A 17621-nucleotide genomic window follows, 5' to 3' on the forward strand; every position below is an offset into this window, starting at 1 on the left:
TAAGCGGGTGATGGGAATCGAACCCACGTATCCAGCTTGGAAGGCTGGTGTTCTACCATTGAACTACACCCGCATATTCAGTTAAGAGCGATAGACGGGGCTCGAACCCGCGGTCTCGACCTTGGCAAGGTCGCGCGTTACCAACTACGCCACTATCGCATAAGCGGGTGATGGGAATCGAACCCACGTATCCAGCTTGGAAGGCTGGTGTTCTACCATTGAACTACACCCGCATTTTGGTGCCGTTGATACATTTCTTACGCATCAACGGACTTTATTATATCTTATGAAAAAGCATTTGTCAACACTATTTTTATTTTTTTTGTATTTTTTATATTTTATTGACATCTGCTACAATTCTAATTATCCCAATCCCATACATTGGCAGCTTCCACAGCACTTCTGGGTTTCTTGATCACAAGCTCCGGACTCTTGGCACTGACCTTGGTATTTGCCGGAATAGACTCTGTAATAAAAGTATTACCTCCGATGATCGTATTCTCTCCGATCACGGTCTCCCCACCAAGTACAGAAGAATTTGAATAAATCGTTACATTATCCTTGATTGTCGGATGTCTCTTCACATTGGCAAGCAATTGTCCCTGGCGGGTAGAAAGTGCTCCAAGTGTCACACCCTGATACAGCTTTACATTCCTTCCGATTTCAGTCGTTTCACCAATTACAACGCCTGTTCCGTGGTCAATAAAGAAATACTCTCCGATGGTCGCACCCGGATTAATATCAATTCCTGTATAACCATGTGCATATTCTGACATGATCCTGGGGATAAACGGCACATTCTCCAGATAGAGAACATGGGCAAGTCTGTATACATAGATTGCATAAAATCCAGGATAGGAGAAAATAATCTCCTCCTTGCTCTTTGCAGCAGGGTCACCATCAAAGCCTGCCTGTAAATCAGTAAGAAGCGTGGACTGGATATCCGGTACACTTACAAAAAAACGCTCTGTAATCTGCTCTGCCCGTTCTTTTGCCTGCTGCAGGGGCTCGCCCTGATATAAAAATGCAACCTTAATCTGTTCCTGCAAGCAGTCATACAGATCATTCAGGCGATATGCCACATAATGTTCCGGAAACACACTGGCACTGGAATCCACACTGAAATATCCGGGAAAAATAACGGATCTCATATCTTTAATAAAATCAATAATTTCTTTCTTATTGGGAAGAGGATTTCTGTTTTCTCCCAGAAAAAGTTCTTCCTTACGGTAAGTATCTGTCAGCTTATCCACAGCTTCCAGAATTGTTTTCTTTTTGTCTGTCATGATCATCACCTGTTTACTTTCCTTACAACTGCATTTTGTTATTATCTTATTACAGTAAAACCAATTCGTCAATAAAAAAAGAATTGACCTTTTCGCAGATTCCTTATATAATGAAAAACAGTTCCGGTTACGCTGCGGAACTGTTTTTCATCTTAATATGGAGATGTACCCAAGAGGCTGAAGGGACCGCACTCGAAATGCGGCAGGCCGGGCAACCGGTGCGAGGGTTCAAATCCCTCCATCTCCGCTTTTATCTTTTCCTGCTCTGTAGCAGGATTTTTTATTTCCATTTTTCTATCCATCATCAAAAAATATTTATAATAAATGTACAATGGACTTGACAATCGTTGCTTTTATATGTATAATTGCAACAGTAAACGAAATTTACATATAAGTTCATAGGGGATTGGTCAAATGGTATGATAGGGGTCTCCAAAACCTTTGGTGGGAGTTCGATTCTCTCATCCCCTGCTCTTAAAAAGTGCTCGAAAGCCTTGTATTTACTGGCTTTCGAGCACTTTCGTTTTTTGTCAAAATCAAATCTGTTAAAACTTGATTTTCTGTCTTAAATGATAATAGGGATGGGTAGGTGATCCAAACAGAGTTCCATACATATTGTCATAATAAAGGCCATTGATCATAACAAAAGCATGATCCTCCAAAGCAGTGATCACATAAGGTTCATAGCCCAATTCTTTGGCAACTGCTGCCAGACAGCTGGCTACGCCATAGCAATTTCCGGTAAGATTTGTCTGAAACATATCCAAGGCATATTTATATACCCATGTTTGTGTTTTAAATTCAGCCTCTGTTGGGCGTTTCCAGGGAGTATATTTTGTATACCACATAATATAGTTAAAGCAGGCACGAAGCTTCTGGTAGTTATTCATATTTTTGGTGGTATGCGCTGCAATAAACTTTTTGGCTTCCAGCATCTCTCTGGCCTGAGTAAGATCTGCAGCCCCGTTTTTATTAAATTTAATACCATCTATTTTCGTATTTACCGCACATTTTCCATTGGAATATGAATAATACATTTTATTTTTATATTCATTCCAGCCCTTGACAGCTCTGCCCTTTGTATCTACAAAATAACTGATATTTTTAACCTTTACTACTGATTTTTTAGCAGGGGAAAGTCTGCGTGCCTTTTCATCAAAAACATAATATACACCCTTCACTTTATAATAACCATTTGCAGCAGCTTTTCCATTGGACTTGAACCAATAATAATGGTTTTTCACCTTCTTCCAGGTATTTGTAACCATTTTACCATTGATATAATAGCGATAGGAATTTCCCTCTTTCAAAAGCCCCTTCTTTACAATCGGTGTTGCTTCTGGTGTTATTGTTATGTCCGGCTCCGGTGTTACCGTTGGATTGACGATTTCTGTGGTATCATTTCCGTTTGTTTCTCCAACCTGAGCAGAATAAATTCCGGTATTTCCGGCCATAACTGCAAACACCACTGCCATCAGCAATATCACTGATCTAAATACAGACTTCCCCTTTCTGACTTCTTCTCCCTCATTCATTGTTGTCTAGCCTCCTTAATCTATCCTGTGTCTGACTTACTTTGCCGCATTGTCATTGTAACTCCATAGGATAGATTTTGCAATCAGAACAACTGCTAAGTACGGATATCTTATTTGAAGTAAATTACTCATTCACCGGATTCACATGGACCATACAGTGTTTTACGTCTTTAAAATTTTTCTCTATACTATGATGAACATTTTCTGCAATGTCATGTGCCTCATTCAGTGGAATCGTTCCATCTGCTGAGATTTCAATGTCTACATACATCTTGGAACCGAAAAGTCGTGTCTGGAGAAGGTCGATACCCTTCACTCCTTTCACTCCCAGGATCACTTCTCTCATACTCTCTTCTGTTGCCTCATCGCAGGAATGGTCAACCATCTTATCAATAGCATCTCTGAAAATATCTACCGATGCTTTCACGATCAGTACACAGATTGCCACACTGGCAATTGGATCCAGGATCGGGAAGCCAAGTCTTGCACCCAGGATACCGATAAATGCACCAACAGAAGACATTGCATCTGAACGATGATGCCATGCATCTGCCATCAATGCTCCGGAATTGATTTTCTTCGCAGCACTTCTGGTATACCAGAACATCCACTCCTTCACTACAATAGAAACTACTGCTGCAACCAGTGCCAGAGTACCCGGAATCGCGATATCCTTTCCTGAAGTACTTTTCATAATGTTCTGGATACCACTCATACCGATTCCGATGCCGGTTGCCAGAAGCAGGCCTGACAAAATAATAGAAGATACACATTCCATCCGCTCATGTCCATACTGATGCTCTTTATCGGATTTTTTGCTGGATAAATTCACGCCCACAATTACTACAAATGTACTTCCCACATCAGATGCTGAATGGATTGCATCTGAAATCATGGCACCGGAATGCGCCACAATTCCGGCGATCAGCTTAAACAATGAAAGTAAAAGGTTTACAGCAATACTCACACCGGATACCTTCATTGCCACCTTATGTTCCCATGCCGGTTCTTCTTTTTCTGTTTGTATGTTACTGTTTTTCTGTGATGACATTGATGTCATGTTTAACTTTTTTGACTGTTCCATAACCAAAACCTCCTATATTCTTCTGAAAACAAAAAGACACACCTGCGGAACATACACTGTCCCACAGATATGTCTGAAAATTTTCATATCTGTTGCCGCTTCACGCGGCCCGGCCCCATGCCCTTAATCACCTCGGGCATCGCCTGCTCAGTTTGTACTGTTGATCTCGCATTCTGTTGAATGTAATGCAGTGCAAAGAGAATATAAATATTTTTTCTGATAATACACTATAGTATATTGGTTAGTCAAGCCAAATGTTATTGACTGTTTTATCATTATGATACAATATTCTGCAGCCATACACCCTTCTTAACCAGAGCAAATCCGATTACACATTTGATCAGATCTGCCAACTGTACGCATGCATAAATCACAAGCACATGAATCCCTGTATAACGACTCAGTACAAAGGCGATCGGCACACTGATGCACCAGATAAACACACTGTCAAACAGGAACGTAATGATGGTCTTTCCACCGGAACGCAGGGTAAAGTAGGTTGCATGCAGGAATGCATTCTGCGGCATAAAGAATGCAGTGATCATAATCAGATACTTCGCCAGCCCCCTGGCTTCCTGATTGGTATTATAAAGCATTGGAAACAGCGGAGCCATAATAAACATGACAATTGCGACCCCTGTACAGCACATTACTGAGAAGGCAATCATCTTGTTATCTGTGTCTCTCGCTTTCTTCATATCTCCCGCTCCCAGAAGCTGTCCTACAATGATTGCCACGGAATCTCCCAGGGCAATAAACACAATATTAAACACATTGTTGATAGTATTGGAAATATTCAGGGAAGCAACCACATTCAGCCCTCGAACCGAATAACACTGTGTCAGCATAGCCATAGCTGAAGCCCATAAAGTCTCATTAAATAACAGCGGAGTTCCCTTGACCAGAATTTTCTTTGTCAGATTTGCAGGAACCTTAAGCGTGCTATACAACCCTTTTGCAAAGGGATTCTTCTCCGTATGCCTGTGTGTCCAGCTGATTACAATTGCAGCCTCCACATAACGTGACAACACAGTTGCGATTGCCGCACCTCTCACGCCCAGTCTCGGGAAGAAAAATACACCATAAATCAGCAGGTAATTAAATAACAGGTTTACACAGATTGCCACAACTCCTGCTTTCATAGGAAGAACCGTCTCTCCGCACTCTCGCAGAGTACTGGAATAAATCTGCACCATCATAAAAGGTGGTAATCCCAACAGCATAATATCCAGATACTGTTTTCCATAATTCAGTGTATCTGCAATCTGCTGCGCAGTTCCATCCCCCTGCAGATACATACTGATTAGATTCTCTCCAACCGTCAGAAGCAGCAAAGTCGTCCCGATGGTCAGGATCACAGCCATCCATAACTTGTACCTGAATGTCTGCCGCACTCCTTCATTATCCTTCTGTCCAAAGTACTGTGCTGTAAAAATCCCTGCCCCGGATACTCCTCCGAAAATACACAGATTATAAACAAAAATCAGCTGATTCACAATGGAAGCCCCTGACATCTGCTCCGTACCGATCCGTCCGATCATAATATTATCCAGCAGACTTACGAAATTTGTAATTCCATTCTGAATCATAATCGGCACAGCCACAGCCAGAACCATCATATAAAACTTCCTGTCACCGATAAACTTCTTACGAAACGATAACCTTTCTTTTGTCCTCTCCATAATTTTTTCCTCATCCTTCTTCATAAAAAGAGACTGTCCAAAGACAGTCCTCGCCCTAAGCGTTATATCACCTACAATACTATATATTCCTCCCTATTTCAACCCCATCTTTTTATTTTTTCTTCTCATAAATACTCTATACACCAAAAAAGCATTTCAGTCTGCTGTATGATGCAAAACTGAAATGCTTTTCATTTTTTATGCTGCCTGTTCTTTTTTCTTACCGGTAACTGTAAGCAGATGACTCTTGATCAGTACCGGACGTACTGCATTGTAGATCACTGCTACCAGGATCACAGAAACTACTGCATTGAATAATGTGGCTACAGCACTCATTTTTGCAAGTGCCTGTGCCAGTTCCTGAGGCTGTCCGAGAATATACTGTTTGTAGAAATATCCTACGATCGGATCTGCCACAACATTAAACGCAAGACCTGCTACAGAAGCGATCACACTCCATTTGAAAACATATTTTTTATCTGTGCTTTCATTGATCTTTGCAATCTTATGTGCTACCAGACCTGTGATAAGGCCAATACAGAATTTCAGTACAAATGTCTTTGGTGCGCCTGTGATATACACAGGATCCATCAGGTCTGCAATTCCCATTCCGATGGCACCGGATAATCCACCGTATACACCGCCGATCAGAAGTGCTGCCAGTACGCAAAATGCATTTCCAATATGGATGGATGTTGCATCACCGCCCGGTACAGGAATCTTAATCTGCAAGAATGTAAAGGATACATAGCATAATGCAGCCATAAGAGCTGTCTCTGCAAGTTTTGTAATTGTGCTGTTCTGAGTATTCATAATAACTGTCCCCTCTCGTATGATCTGATAGAAGGCTCATATCAATAAGTCAGATTACTTGTTTGATTTTCGCTATCAGATATTTTATATATTGACGCATCAATATGTTGAAGTTATCATACGCGAAATGTGTCATTATTTCAATGACCAATTTTTCGATTTTTTTAGGGGTCAGATTGAATATTATGCAAAAAAGCCCTCTGTCTGCATGCTGCTCACATGAAAACAGAGGGCTTCATTATTCTATTCGGTTAGATCCTTGCTACGCCTGATTTTCTTGCTGCTTCTGCTACAGCTTTAGCTACAGCGTCTTTTACACGTGGGTCAAAGGCTGCCGGAAGAATATATTCCGCTGTTAATTCTTCGTCGCTTACCAGACCTGCGATTGCATATGCTGCTGCAACTTTCATTTCATCGTTAACATCTGATGCTCTTGCGTCCAGTACACCACGGAAGAGTCCCGGGAAGCAGAGTACGTTGTTTACCTGGTTCGGATAATCAGAACGTCCTGTGGACACCACTGCTGCGCCTGCTGCTTTTGCTTCGTCAGGAAAGATCTCAGGTACCGGGTTTGCACATGCAAAGATGATAGGATCTTTTGCCATTGTGCGGACCATATCCTGTGTCAGTGTTCCAGGTGCGGATACACCGATGAAGATGTCTGCGCCTTTGATCACTTCTGCAAGAGTACCTTTCTCTTTGTTGAAGTTTGTGATCTTAGCCATCTCTTCTTTAATCGGGTTTAATCCTTCTCTGCCTTCGTAAATCGCACCTTTTCTGTCTGTCATGATTACATTCTTAAGTCCCATGGACATTAACAGTTTGATGATAGCGATACCTGCTGCACCGGCTCCGGAAGTAACGATCTTCACTTCGTCAAGCTTCTTTCCAACCAGTTTCAGCGCATTGATAACACCTGCAAGTGTGATAACTGCTGTTCCGTGCTGGTCATCATGGAAGATCGGAATATCACAGCATTCTTTCAGTTTCTTTTCAATTTCAAAACATCTCGGTGCGGAAATATCCTCGAGGTTGATTCCTCCAAAGGATCCGGCCAGGAGGCTTACTGTCTTAACGATCTCATCAACATCTTTACTGCGGACGCAGAGCGGAATCGCGTCTACACCGCCAAATTCTTTAAAGAGTACACATTTGCCTTCCATAACAGGCATACCTGCTTCCGGTCCGATATCTCCCAGTCCAAGTACTGCAGTTCCGTCTGTTACAACAGCAACTGTATTCCAGCGTCTTGTCAGATCATAGCTCTTATTTACGTCTTTCTGAATTTCAAGACAAGGCTGAGCAACACCTGGTGTGTAAGCAAGGCTTAAAGCATCTTTGGAATCTACTTTGGCTCTTGATACAACCTCAATTTTACCTTTTAACTCATAATGCATTTTTAAAGATTCTTTTGCGTAGTCCATTTTGTTTTGGCTCCCTTCTGCACTCTTTTTTTGAGACGCCTACATTGTAACATTAACTTGGCTCAGATTCTACTGTTTTTCTGACCTTTTTTTATCAAAATAACTAAAACATCATCTTTCTGCAGAAAATTGTGAAGATGCTGTTTCAGTTACGGGACTTTATCATCTGATATCAAGGGCAAAAAGAAGCTTTATATCATTATTTATCTGTATCAAAATGTACTTCTGTGCCGGCAACTGCCCGTTCGTCCAGGAGCTGTTTGAAGGTCCTGGTCTTTGCTTTTTCTTCGTAGTCATCGGACCAGTAGTAGCCTTTCAGCTCGTCCATATACTCATAGTAATCGCAAAGATAGATATATACTGTGGAAACATCTCTGTCCTGTATTGCATATGTGTCCGCATTACTGTTTGCCACTCCGCCATATGGCATGATATCTCCATTGGCATCCAGCATAATAGCAAAATATTTTGTTTCCGGATCCTGCATTTTCATAGTGATCTCAAATGGTGTTTTCGTAATGGAGAGAACACCATCTCCATTTTCATCTACCACATTTACATCCTTTTTAACCGTATCGGAAGTATTTTTCTCTACATCTACGCTGAACTTCCAGTCACCCTTCAGTGTCCATGAGTTATATCTGTTATTACCTTCTTTTGCCTCAGGATACCGTTCAAAATACTCATTCCACATCTCAGTGTAAAACTGATATTCCAGATTCTTCTGCTCTTCTGTCAGACTCTCATAATCTGCATCGTCTGTGCTGATTCCATGCTCTGCCATTTTCTGATTATATTCATCCCGCAAATCCTGAGGGATATCCGGAGTGGTATCCTGATCATCCGGAAGAGTACCCACAATATCTTTCAGATCCAGCTCCATGGTAAACCGGTCAGGTACTTTGATGTCTTTGACATAATCACTGATTGCCGGACCTCCCACCTGAGGAAGCTTCGCATCACTGTATTCATCCATTCCCAGTGTCTGGGCTAACTTGTCAAAACTAAAATCCTCAGAATCTACATCAATCCCTTTTTCTTTGAAAAATGCATTACGCACTTTATAAAATTTTGTCCATCCTGCATCATCCACTGTCATATCTTCCACAGGAATACGCAAAACTCCTGCATAGGTGTTATCATCCAGCATTTTTCCATCCAGATAAACATTGAACAGATTACTTTTTCCATCCATATAATCATATTTCACTGTAGAATTTTCGCTGAGCTTAACATTGGGTTTTCCATCAGATGTAATGAAGGTATCCGGGAATTTGTCCTCTGTATGGATTGTCATGGACAGGTACAGAGCCATTTCATTACAGTATACTTCTGAAAGCGTGACAGTTGTTCCATCTACTGTTTTACTGTATGATTCATTGTCTTTCGTTTTATCTGCATTGTTATTTTCTGTTGTATTCTGATCCTCAGACTGTGCATTTTGAGAATTACTGCTGCTCTCCTGACTTCCATCAGCATCTGCAGACAGTGTATCTTCTGCAGATGCTGTCAGCTGCTTTGCGTATTTCGAATAATCACCATAAAATCCCAGGGAATTGCCGAGCTGCTTAAACACATTTCCGACCAGAGGAATGTTCTCTGCAAATGCAGGATTTGTGATACACACTGCGGAAAACACAGCTGCCGCTGCGGTCAGTCCCAAAGCTGTTTTGTACACTGTTTTGAATTTCTTATGCGATTTTACTGTTCCTGTGGATTTCTTTCCGGAACTTCTTGTTGATTTTTCTGTTGATTTCTCTGGCAATCTTTGCACAATATTCTCTGCATTTTCCACATTTTCAGAAGCTGCTGCCATTTCCCTGATTCTAGCAAATGCTTCGTTTTTTGCATCTTCTGCCTGCTTTGGCAATGGAAAATCTGCCTGCATGATTTCCTCTATCGCATTATCATTTCTGTTATTCTTTTCTTTATCAAAATCCAACTTCTTCGCCATAATCACTTCATCCCTTTCTTGCACTTACCGTTATACTTCCTGCTGTTACCGATCCTGTTCTCATATTTCCATTCTGGTTTTCCGCAAGCTCTTCTGTTATACCTGTAAATTCTCTGTTTTTCTTTTTCTTCTGCTGCAGTCTTTCCTTCTGAATATTATCTTCTGCTGAAGTATATTCCTGCTTTAGCTGCACCCGGGCCCTGACCAGTCTGGTTTTTACTGTGTTTTCATTCATATTTAATATAGAAGCAATGTCTGCAATCCGAAATCCCTCTACATAATACAGAACCAGTATGATCCTGTAGGATTCGTCCAACATTCCAAGCATTTCCTTGAACTCAAATTCCTCAATGGACATATCCTGTCCGGGGACTTCCGGAAGTTCTTCGGCTCTGTTGAAGTTTTTGTAGTGTCTGTGGATTTTATTGCATTCATTGATCAGGATCCTGATCATCCAGGTTTTGAAATATTCCGGATTCTTCAGTGTATGTATTTTTTCAAAGCAGGTAAGTATGGTATCCTGCATGGCGTCTGCGGCATCCTCATCATTATCAAGGATTCCCCTCGCCACCTTGTACATTGCCAGAGAATTCTTTTCCATCAGTTCCAGAAATGCATCCGCATCTCCTGAGATGGAGCGTTTTACCAACTGTATCAAATGCTGATCCTCCTTGCTTAGAGTTTTATGTGTTACTGTTTACTTCATGTCCAGTAGCTCTTATGTTTTTACAAATATGTTTCATTCGAATGAAGCTTTGTTGTTTTGTTTTACACTTATTAGATGGGGAATTATAGAGAAAAGTTTCATATCTTTTAAATAAATTTTCAGATGCCAGATTTTTTATATTTATTATAACTTCTCGTCCGCATATAATTGTAATACAAGCAAATTATAATCCCTGAATTTTCCTACAAAAAAACCGACACATTTCTGCACCGGTTTTTTTCACTCATAATCTTTCTTAACGTTTTCTTTTTATTCTTCAGCATTCAGCCTCTTCTAATACATAGACTGGAGCAGGAATTTTCCTGTCTCTGTTTTGAATACTTTTTCCAGCATGTTTCTCACATTGTTTCCGGAAAAATTACTCTCATCTGCATTTACCAGATAATCTGCCTCTATCATGATCTGATAATCAATACCGTCGATTCCGGTTATTGTATGATGATGACTTACAATATAAGAAACACGATCTACAAATTCTTTCGGCAGATCTGAATCTGCGAAAAACTCCTCTATCAGTGCCGCACTTTCTTCCTCCTGATGCTTACCGTTGGCATTTCCGTATTTTGCTCTGCAGAGAGGGCAGGCAATATCATGGACAACTGCAGTCACCTCCACCAGCTTCTGCTGCTCCGGTGACAGATTTTCGCCCTCTGCGATTGTTTTTGCATATGCGTATACTTTCATGAAATGATTGATGTCATGAAGATCTCCCTTGGAATACTCTACCATTTTCTTTACAACTTCCGCTACTGTCATGTTTTGTTCCTGCCTTTCTCTTACGGATTTAGTTACTTGTGTACTCCGTTCTCAGTAACCGGGTTTATCTTATTCTGAAAAACAGCAGAATCTTTCGAGCCTGCTGTTTACAATTATCAATTATTTGCAAAGTTCCTCTGCCATAGCCTCAATCTCCGCTTCGTTTGCTTCGCTTAAGGAAGAAGTAATCTTTACATTATTTTCAAGCCATGTAATATTTTTGCTCTTTTCAAGCATTCCCTGCATGATTCTTGCTGCAGCAGGTGCCCAGCTTCCGTTTTCAATCAGTCCGATGGTGCGGTTCTGGTAGTTGCGTTCTGTCAGATTTTCAATATAAGTACGCATGAATGGGAAAATATCTCCGTTATATGTAATAGTTGCAAGTACCAGTTTGCCATAGCGGAACGCATCTTCCACTGCTTCTGCCATGTCATCTCTTGCAAGGTCAAATACAGTTACTTTCGGGCATCCTTTTTCTTCCAGTTTCTGTGCCAGAAGTTCTACTGCTTTCTTTGTGTTACCATATACAGATGTATAGGCGATCACAACACCTTCGCTCTCTACTTTGTAGGAGGACCAGATATCGTATTTCTCAATGTAATGTCCAAGGTTCTCTGTAAGGATCGGTCCATGGAGCGGACAGATTGTCCGGATATCCAGAGTTGCTGCTGCTTTCAGGAGTTTCTGAACCTGAGCTCCGTACTTTCCAACGATTCCGATATAGTAACGGCGTGCTTCGCAGTCCCAGTCTTCCTCCACGTCAAGTGCTCCGAATTTACCGAAACCGTCTGCTGAGAACAGAACCTTATCAGTACTGTCATATGTAACCATAACCTCCGGCCAGTGAACCATTGGTGCAAATACGAAAGTCAGCACATGTTTTCCAAGTGTCAGGCTGTCACCGTTTGCAACCACCAATTTCTTTCCGTCCAGATTCAGGTTTCTGAAGAAATTTCCCATCATAGTGAAGGTCTTGGTATTTGCAACTACGGTTGTATCAGGATATGCTTTCATGAAGTTCTCGATATTTGCGGCATGATCCGGCTCCATATGCTGTACTACCAGATAATCCGGTTTCGCACCGTCCAGGACTTTGGCTACATTTTCAAGCCATTCATCTTTGAAATTAGCATCTACGGTATCCATAACTGCAATCTTTTCATCCATGATCACATATGAGTTATAGGACATACCGTTTGGCACTACATACTGGCCTTCAAACAGATCTACCTGATGATCATTTACACCTACATAATAAATATCATTTCCGATTTTCATGATAAAATGTTCCTCCTTAGCGATATCAGGACCGGTAAAATCCGGTTAAAAATTCCAATTTTTCATTTCTGAACCTATTATATCCACATTCATATCGTTCGTCAAGTTTCATTTTATCTCTAAAATTTCACCCCTTAACTCATATATAAAAAGTAATACTGTCGTTTTATTTAATACCTATTCTGGTAAAATTCCATATTCCTTATATAACCGTTTTCGAGTCTCTGCATTTGTCACAGCAGACTGTATTTCTGCACTTCTTCCATCCATAATCAGACGATTAAGCAAAGTGCTTAATCGTTCTTCGCCGATTGCTTCTCCAATTGCTTTTGCCTCTGCTTCCGCCTCTTTTTGAAGCCGTTCGAGCCTTTCAGATTCCAGTTCAAGAACTTTTCCACCCATAATCTCATCTATTCCTTTCCGGACTGTTTTTTCATTCCTGCATATATAGTCCGCTATTTTTATGATCAGTTTATTTAAATTCATGTATAAAGCCGTCTTATCTGCTCCTGAAAGTTCTCTTTCCAGATTTATCCGGATTTCTTCATAGTCATTTAGCAAACTCTGGAACATTTCCGGATTCTCACTCATTTCATGAATATCCTTTTCATATCGCTTAATATAAAACGGCAGAAGCATCGGTAAATTTTTTTCAAAAATACTATCTCTCGTATATGTCTCCCATTTCATTGTCGGAACCCAATAATGTACTATGTTCTCATCCGAAAGTACCATCTCTATCTCCAGAAAATCCAGCGTATTCTTTCCGCTTCTCAAATATAATACGCAGGACTTTGGAAAATCCATCCTGTATTTGCGTCCCTGTTTCTGTGCATTTTCAATTGCTATGGAGAAATCATATTCTATCATACGAATTGCCATAGTTGTATCGTCTGCACTTTGACATTCAATATGATACAATTTACCAGCAATCTTTAAACAGGAATCCGTGATAATCTCTCCGTTTTCTCTGTATATTATTTCCAGATTATACTTACATTTTCTGCTTCAGGATTTCTTTGTAAAAAAATTATAACATTCCTTATCTTCTATGTCTATCTTCCATTTATCTGGTGAAAAATTAGAGTGTATTATTGTTACTTTCTTTTATTTCCCTTCAAAAATCTGAGCGATCGGTGAATCCGCGGACAGTATCACTGTTTTGTCCTCACCTTTCATAGATGTCTTCAGCGCATCCAGGCTTCTCACAAATGAATAAAACTCACTTCTGTCCTCTTCTCCATAAGCCTGCGCAAGGATTTTCATATATTCCTGCTCCCCTTCCGCCTCCAGGATCTCTGCCTGTTTTTTGGCATCGGAAATCTGGATTGCTACTTCTTTGTCTGTTTTATTTCGAATCACCTTTGCTTCGGAGTTTCCCTCTGCCTTGTAAGTCGCTGCAATATTATCTCGTTCAGATATCATTCGTTCATACACAGCTTCCTTATTATCATCCGGCAAATCCAGCTGCTTGGTTTCAAATTTGAGAAGTTCGATTCCATACTGATCCATGTTTGTTCCTATTGCCTCCATAACCATATCAGACAGTTCTCCGTCACGACTTGTGATCACCTGATCCTGTGACATACTGCTGATCGCATTTTTAGTGGCATTATACACAGCAGTATTAATTCGGCTTTCACCACTTTCCACAGAAGAGTTTAATGTCTGTGCAAATTTAAGCGGGTCGCTAATTTTCCAGAGAACATAGCTGTCGCTGATCATCGTTTTCTTATCTTTTGTAATTACATCAGATGCTGCCAGATCATACAGCAGTGTTTCCTTTGGCAATGACTGTGTACTCTCTATAAACGGAATCTTAAAACTGATTCCCGATGAGCTGATCACCCTGTCAACCTTACCAAACTGACGGATCAGCTTATATTCATTTTGCTGAGTTACTGTTACCGACGCTCCGACAGCTACAACCACTGCAGACACACCAATTAATATTCCAATTTTATTACCTTTCATAAATTAGTCCTTTCCAAATTATATCTCTATCCTTCGTATTTCATTTACCAAAACACTTTTTATATGAAATATTTTCTGTCATTTCTTTATTCGTTCTCAGAATCATTTAAATCTTGTGTGTCCTGAGCAGGATCCGTGTTCAGTGTCTCTGTCGGATTCTCTGAACTGTTCCCTGTAAAAGAATCTAGCGGCAGAACCTTCTGCACTCCATCTCCATTATCAATCACAATCTTCATTCCCGGCAGCACATCTTCCATTGCCTCATAGAACATACGCTTCTTTGTGATCTCCGGATTCTTAACATACTCCTCATACATGGCATTAAAACGTGCAACCTCAGCTTCCGCTTCATTAATCCTTACCTGCTTCTGCGCCTCAGCATCCTGAATGATCTGGTCTGCTTCTGCCTCAGCCTCCGGAAGCTTTTCGTTTCTGTATTTATTGGCATTATTCAAAGCAGTTTCTTTTCCCTGCTTGGCAGTTTCCACTGCTTTAAATGCTTTCATAACTTCCTGTGTGGGTGGTTCTGAATCCTGGATTGTGATATTCACAAGCTGGATTCCCAGATCCTGTTCCTCCATCTGCTTCAGGATCATTTCTTTGATCTTGCTCTGGATTTCACCTTTTCCGGTGGTAAGTACTTCATCCACATCATAACTTGCGATTACTGTACGGATACAGCTTTGAGAAATATTTTTTAGAATATCTTCCGGTTCCTCTGAATTATAAAGATATTTTACCGGTTCTAAAATTCTGTACTCAACAAAGAAATCTACATCAATAAAGTTATAATCCGAGGTAATCATAATGCCCTCATTCTCAACCACCGAATTATCTCCCATACTATATCCAATAGGAAATCCCTGGATCGTTGTATTTACTTTCTGTACTTTCTGTATAAAAGGAATCTTAAAATGCAGTCCTGTTTCTGCCACTGCCTTCGGCACTCCGAAAGTTGTCAATACTGCCTGTTCCTGCTCCTGGATCTGATAGGTAGCATCTCCTGCAAGCCCTGCAATAATCACCAACCCTGCTGCTCCTATTACAATACGTTTCACATGTTTTCCCGGCTTCTGTAATTTTTTAAATGGATTTACTCTTTCGTTCACTTTTCTCCTCCGTTTCACCATTTGGCATAATTAAATTTTTTGCTTCTAAAAATTTCTGAAGAAAAGAAAAAGACTTTCATTTCAGACATAACATGAGCTCTTCTCTTAATGTCTAAAACAAAAGTCTTGCCGATTATATCATAATGCGGGCATTCTTAATCTGCCGTTCTGACGCATTTATGTACCATTTATAGGAAAAACAAGTCCAGTTCTTCATAACGATGGCCGCTACTCCCTTTTCTTTGAGCAGCATCATATCATAAGTATTTACAAAATGCAAGAAATATTTTTACGTAATCTCAGCCACATGTTATACTTATGTTACTGTTCACTCCGTTCACAGTAACGTAGCCAAAATTCATTCCAGATTGCCTGCGGCAATGGAATTTTGGCTCGTATGTCTCGGGATTTTGGCATATTCATGCCAAAACACCTCGCGGGATAGTGGTGTGTGAACAGTAACATACTTATTACATTAAAGCCGAAACTTTTTCAAATAATTCGGTCTCAGTCAGGAGGATTAATTCATGAAAGCATACGAACGCTTATTATCTTATGTAAAAGTATTCACTCCAAGCAGTGAAGAAACCGGTACTTCCCCATCCACACAGTATCAGTTTGACCTTGCCAGACTTCTGGTTCAGGAATTAAGGGAACTGGGTGTGAAAGATGCCGATGTAGATGAACATTGCTATGTCTATGGACATATTCCGGCAACCAGAGGATATGAATCCCGCCAAAAACTGGGCTTTATCGCTCACATGGATACAGTCTCTGATTTCTGCGATCATCCGGTTACTCCGGTTATCACTCCGAATTATGACGGCAAAGACCTTGCACTTGGAACCAGCGGCAGAATTCTCTCCCCGAAAATGTTCCCTCATCTCTCCACATTAAAAGGCAGAACTCTTATCACTTCTGACGGAACTACCATACTAGGCGCAGATGATAAAGCCGGAATTGCCGAGATCATGACAATAATTGAATACCTCAATGACAATACTATTCCGCATGGTCCCCTCTGCATTGCATTTACTCCTGACGAAGAAATAGGAATGGGACCAGCCCATTTTGATGTTAAAAAATTTGGAGCGGATTTTGCTTATACACTTGATGGTGATACAGAAGGTGAAATCCAGTATGAAAACTTTAATGCTGCCAGAGCAGTAGTAGAATTTACCGGTGTAAACGTACACCCGGGTTCTTCTAAGAATACAATGGTCAACGCAGCACTTGTTGCCATGGAGTTCAATTCCATGCTCCCTTCCGCTGACACACCAAGAGATACAGAAGACTATGAAGGATTTTTCCATCTCTATTCCATAAAGGGAGATGTCTCACACGCTACTCTCGAATATATCATTCGTGACCACGATGCAGCTTCTTTTGATGTCCGTAAGAAGAGTATGGAACACATCACTAAAATTTTAAATGAAAAATGGGGAAAAGGAACTGTCTCACTTACCATCACAGAACAGTACCGAAATATGAAAGAAATCATCGACACCTGCATGGAACTGATCGAGCATGCAACTGCAGCATGCAAGGAATGCAATATCTCGCCGCTTATCACCCCGATCCGCGGAGGCACAGACGGCGCCCAGTTAAGCTTTATGGGACTCCCATGCCCGAATCTCGGAACAGGAGGACATGCTTATCATGGACCTTATGAACACATTACTGTTGAAGGAATGGATATTGCTGTAGATGTAGGATTAAAGATTATCGAATTATTTTATAAATAATTTCGATTACAATATCCCCTTGTTGTTATTTTAACCGCTAAATTAATCTTAAATATTTTTTCGATTAACGTAACAACAGGGGGATTATCTATAAACTCGGAATATTTTTTATATTTTTACATACAAAAAAGCCAGCTAGTAGTTAGCTGGTTTTTACTGTATCTTCAAAACTACATACATGTTGACATTTCCTTGAGAATTAACTTTCTGCGTTGCCGATTGAGTATTGTACTCCGCGGGGGTCACTTCGTGAC

Annotated in this window: 13 protein-coding genes, 5 tRNA genes, 1 pseudogene and 1 riboswitch; of the genes and pseudogenes, 3 read left to right on the plus strand and 16 right to left on the minus strand. The window is 40.6% G+C overall.

Features of this window, described 5'->3' with window-relative positions; genetic code table 11:
* Nucleotides 1-2: 2 nt before the first annotated feature.
* The 4 genes from ACTNC6_RS13580 to epsC form a co-directional block, all read right to left on the minus strand.
* A tRNA-Gly gene (locus tag ACTNC6_RS13580) sits at nt 3-73 on the minus strand.
* A gap of 13 nt (nt 74-86) precedes the next feature.
* A tRNA-Gly gene (locus ACTNC6_RS13585) sits at nt 87-159 on the minus strand.
* A 3-nt stretch (nt 160-162) separates the two neighbouring features.
* Nucleotides 163-233 (minus strand) — tRNA-Gly (locus tag ACTNC6_RS13590).
* Between the two features lie 126 nt (nt 234-359).
* The gene (gene epsC, locus ACTNC6_RS13595) at nt 360-1286 is read right to left on the minus strand and encodes a serine O-acetyltransferase EpsC (RefSeq protein WP_044997148.1); all 927 of its coding nucleotides are present in this window, start codon (nt 1284-1286) and stop codon (nt 360-362) included.
* 159 nt (nt 1287-1445) lie between these two features.
* On the opposite strand from epsC, the gene ACTNC6_RS13600 reads away from it, so the two are divergent.
* Together ACTNC6_RS13600 and ACTNC6_RS13605 are read left to right on the plus strand one after the other, a co-directional pair.
* Nucleotides 1446-1533, plus strand: a tRNA-Ser gene (locus ACTNC6_RS13600).
* Nucleotides 1534-1686: 153 nt separating this feature from the next.
* Nucleotides 1687-1757: transfer RNA gene (locus ACTNC6_RS13605), tRNA-Trp, on the plus strand.
* A 74-nt stretch (nt 1758-1831) separates the two neighbouring features.
* On the opposite strand, the gene ACTNC6_RS13610 is transcribed toward ACTNC6_RS13605, so the two are convergent.
* The 12 genes and pseudogenes from ACTNC6_RS13610 to hflK all read right to left on the minus strand — a co-directional run bounded on the left by ACTNC6_RS13610 (nt 1832) and on the right by hflK (nt 15622).
* On the minus strand, nt 1832-2821 hold the full coding sequence (locus ACTNC6_RS13610) for a hypothetical protein (protein ID WP_441044358.1): 990 nt from the start codon (nt 2819-2821) through the stop codon (nt 1832-1834).
* Nucleotides 2822-2945: 124 nt separating this feature from the next.
* Nucleotides 2946-3872, minus strand: coding sequence for a cation diffusion facilitator family transporter (locus ACTNC6_RS13615; RefSeq protein WP_441044365.1), 927 nt, complete (start codon nt 3870-3872; stop codon nt 2946-2948).
* Between the two features lie 87 nt (nt 3873-3959).
* A riboswitch (NiCo riboswitch) is annotated at nt 3960-4066 on the minus strand.
* A gap of 114 nt (nt 4067-4180) precedes the next feature.
* On the minus strand, nt 4181-5587 hold the full coding sequence (locus ACTNC6_RS13620) for an MATE family efflux transporter (RefSeq protein WP_441044359.1): 1407 nt from the start codon (nt 5585-5587) through the stop codon (nt 4181-4183).
* Between the two features lie 198 nt (nt 5588-5785).
* Nucleotides 5786-6400: an ECF transporter S component gene (locus tag ACTNC6_RS13625; RefSeq protein WP_008705795.1), complete on the minus strand. Its 615-nt coding sequence runs from the start codon at nt 6398-6400 to the stop codon at nt 5786-5788.
* Between the two features lie 251 nt (nt 6401-6651).
* Nucleotides 6652-7824: an NAD(P)-dependent malic enzyme gene (locus tag ACTNC6_RS13630; protein ID WP_173698420.1), complete on the minus strand. Its 1173-nt coding sequence runs from the start codon at nt 7822-7824 to the stop codon at nt 6652-6654.
* Between the two features lie 199 nt (nt 7825-8023).
* A complete protein-coding gene (locus tag ACTNC6_RS13635; protein WP_441044360.1) occupies nt 8024-9778 on the minus strand; it encodes a DUF4179 domain-containing protein in 1755 nt (584 codons plus the stop codon).
* A 7-nt stretch (nt 9779-9785) separates the two neighbouring features.
* Complete coding sequence (locus tag ACTNC6_RS13640) at nt 9786-10436, minus strand: RNA polymerase sigma factor (protein ID WP_441034947.1); 651 nt, start codon at nt 10434-10436, stop codon at nt 9786-9788.
* Nucleotides 10437-10778: 342 nt separating this feature from the next.
* On the minus strand, nt 10779-11261 hold the full coding sequence (locus ACTNC6_RS13645) for an HD domain-containing protein (RefSeq protein ID WP_441044361.1): 483 nt from the start codon (nt 11259-11261) through the stop codon (nt 10779-10781).
* 123 nt (nt 11262-11384) lie between these two features.
* Nucleotides 11385-12539, minus strand: a pseudogene (locus ACTNC6_RS13650) (FprA family A-type flavoprotein); the annotation flags it as partial.
* 177 nt (nt 12540-12716) lie between these two features.
* Nucleotides 12717-13421 (minus strand): hypothetical protein, encoded by a 705-nt coding sequence (locus ACTNC6_RS13655; protein WP_441034952.1) that lies wholly within the window; start codon nt 13419-13421, stop codon nt 12717-12719.
* Between the two features lie 225 nt (nt 13422-13646).
* Nucleotides 13647-14513 carry a protease modulator HflC gene (gene hflC / locus ACTNC6_RS13660; protein ID WP_195567125.1) on the minus strand — a complete coding sequence of 289 codons (867 nt, stop codon included), beginning with the start codon at nt 14511-14513 and terminating at the stop codon, nt 13647-13649.
* Between the two features lie 86 nt (nt 14514-14599).
* Nucleotides 14600-15622 (minus strand): FtsH protease activity modulator HflK, encoded by a 1023-nt coding sequence (hflK, locus tag ACTNC6_RS13665; protein WP_062807301.1) that lies wholly within the window; start codon nt 15620-15622, stop codon nt 14600-14602.
* 527 nt (nt 15623-16149) lie between these two features.
* Here hflK and pepT point away from each other — a divergent pair.
* Nucleotides 16150-17367: a peptidase T gene (gene pepT, locus ACTNC6_RS13670; RefSeq protein ID WP_441044362.1), complete on the plus strand. Its 1218-nt coding sequence runs from the start codon at nt 16150-16152 to the stop codon at nt 17365-17367.
* Nucleotides 17368-17621 lie beyond the last annotated feature (254 nt).

Origin of the sequence: Blautia sp. HCP3S3_C4, assembly GCF_052064095.1 — a bacterium.
In the GTDB taxonomy this organism is placed as follows: domain Bacteria; phylum Bacillota; class Clostridia; order Lachnospirales; family Lachnospiraceae; genus Blautia_A.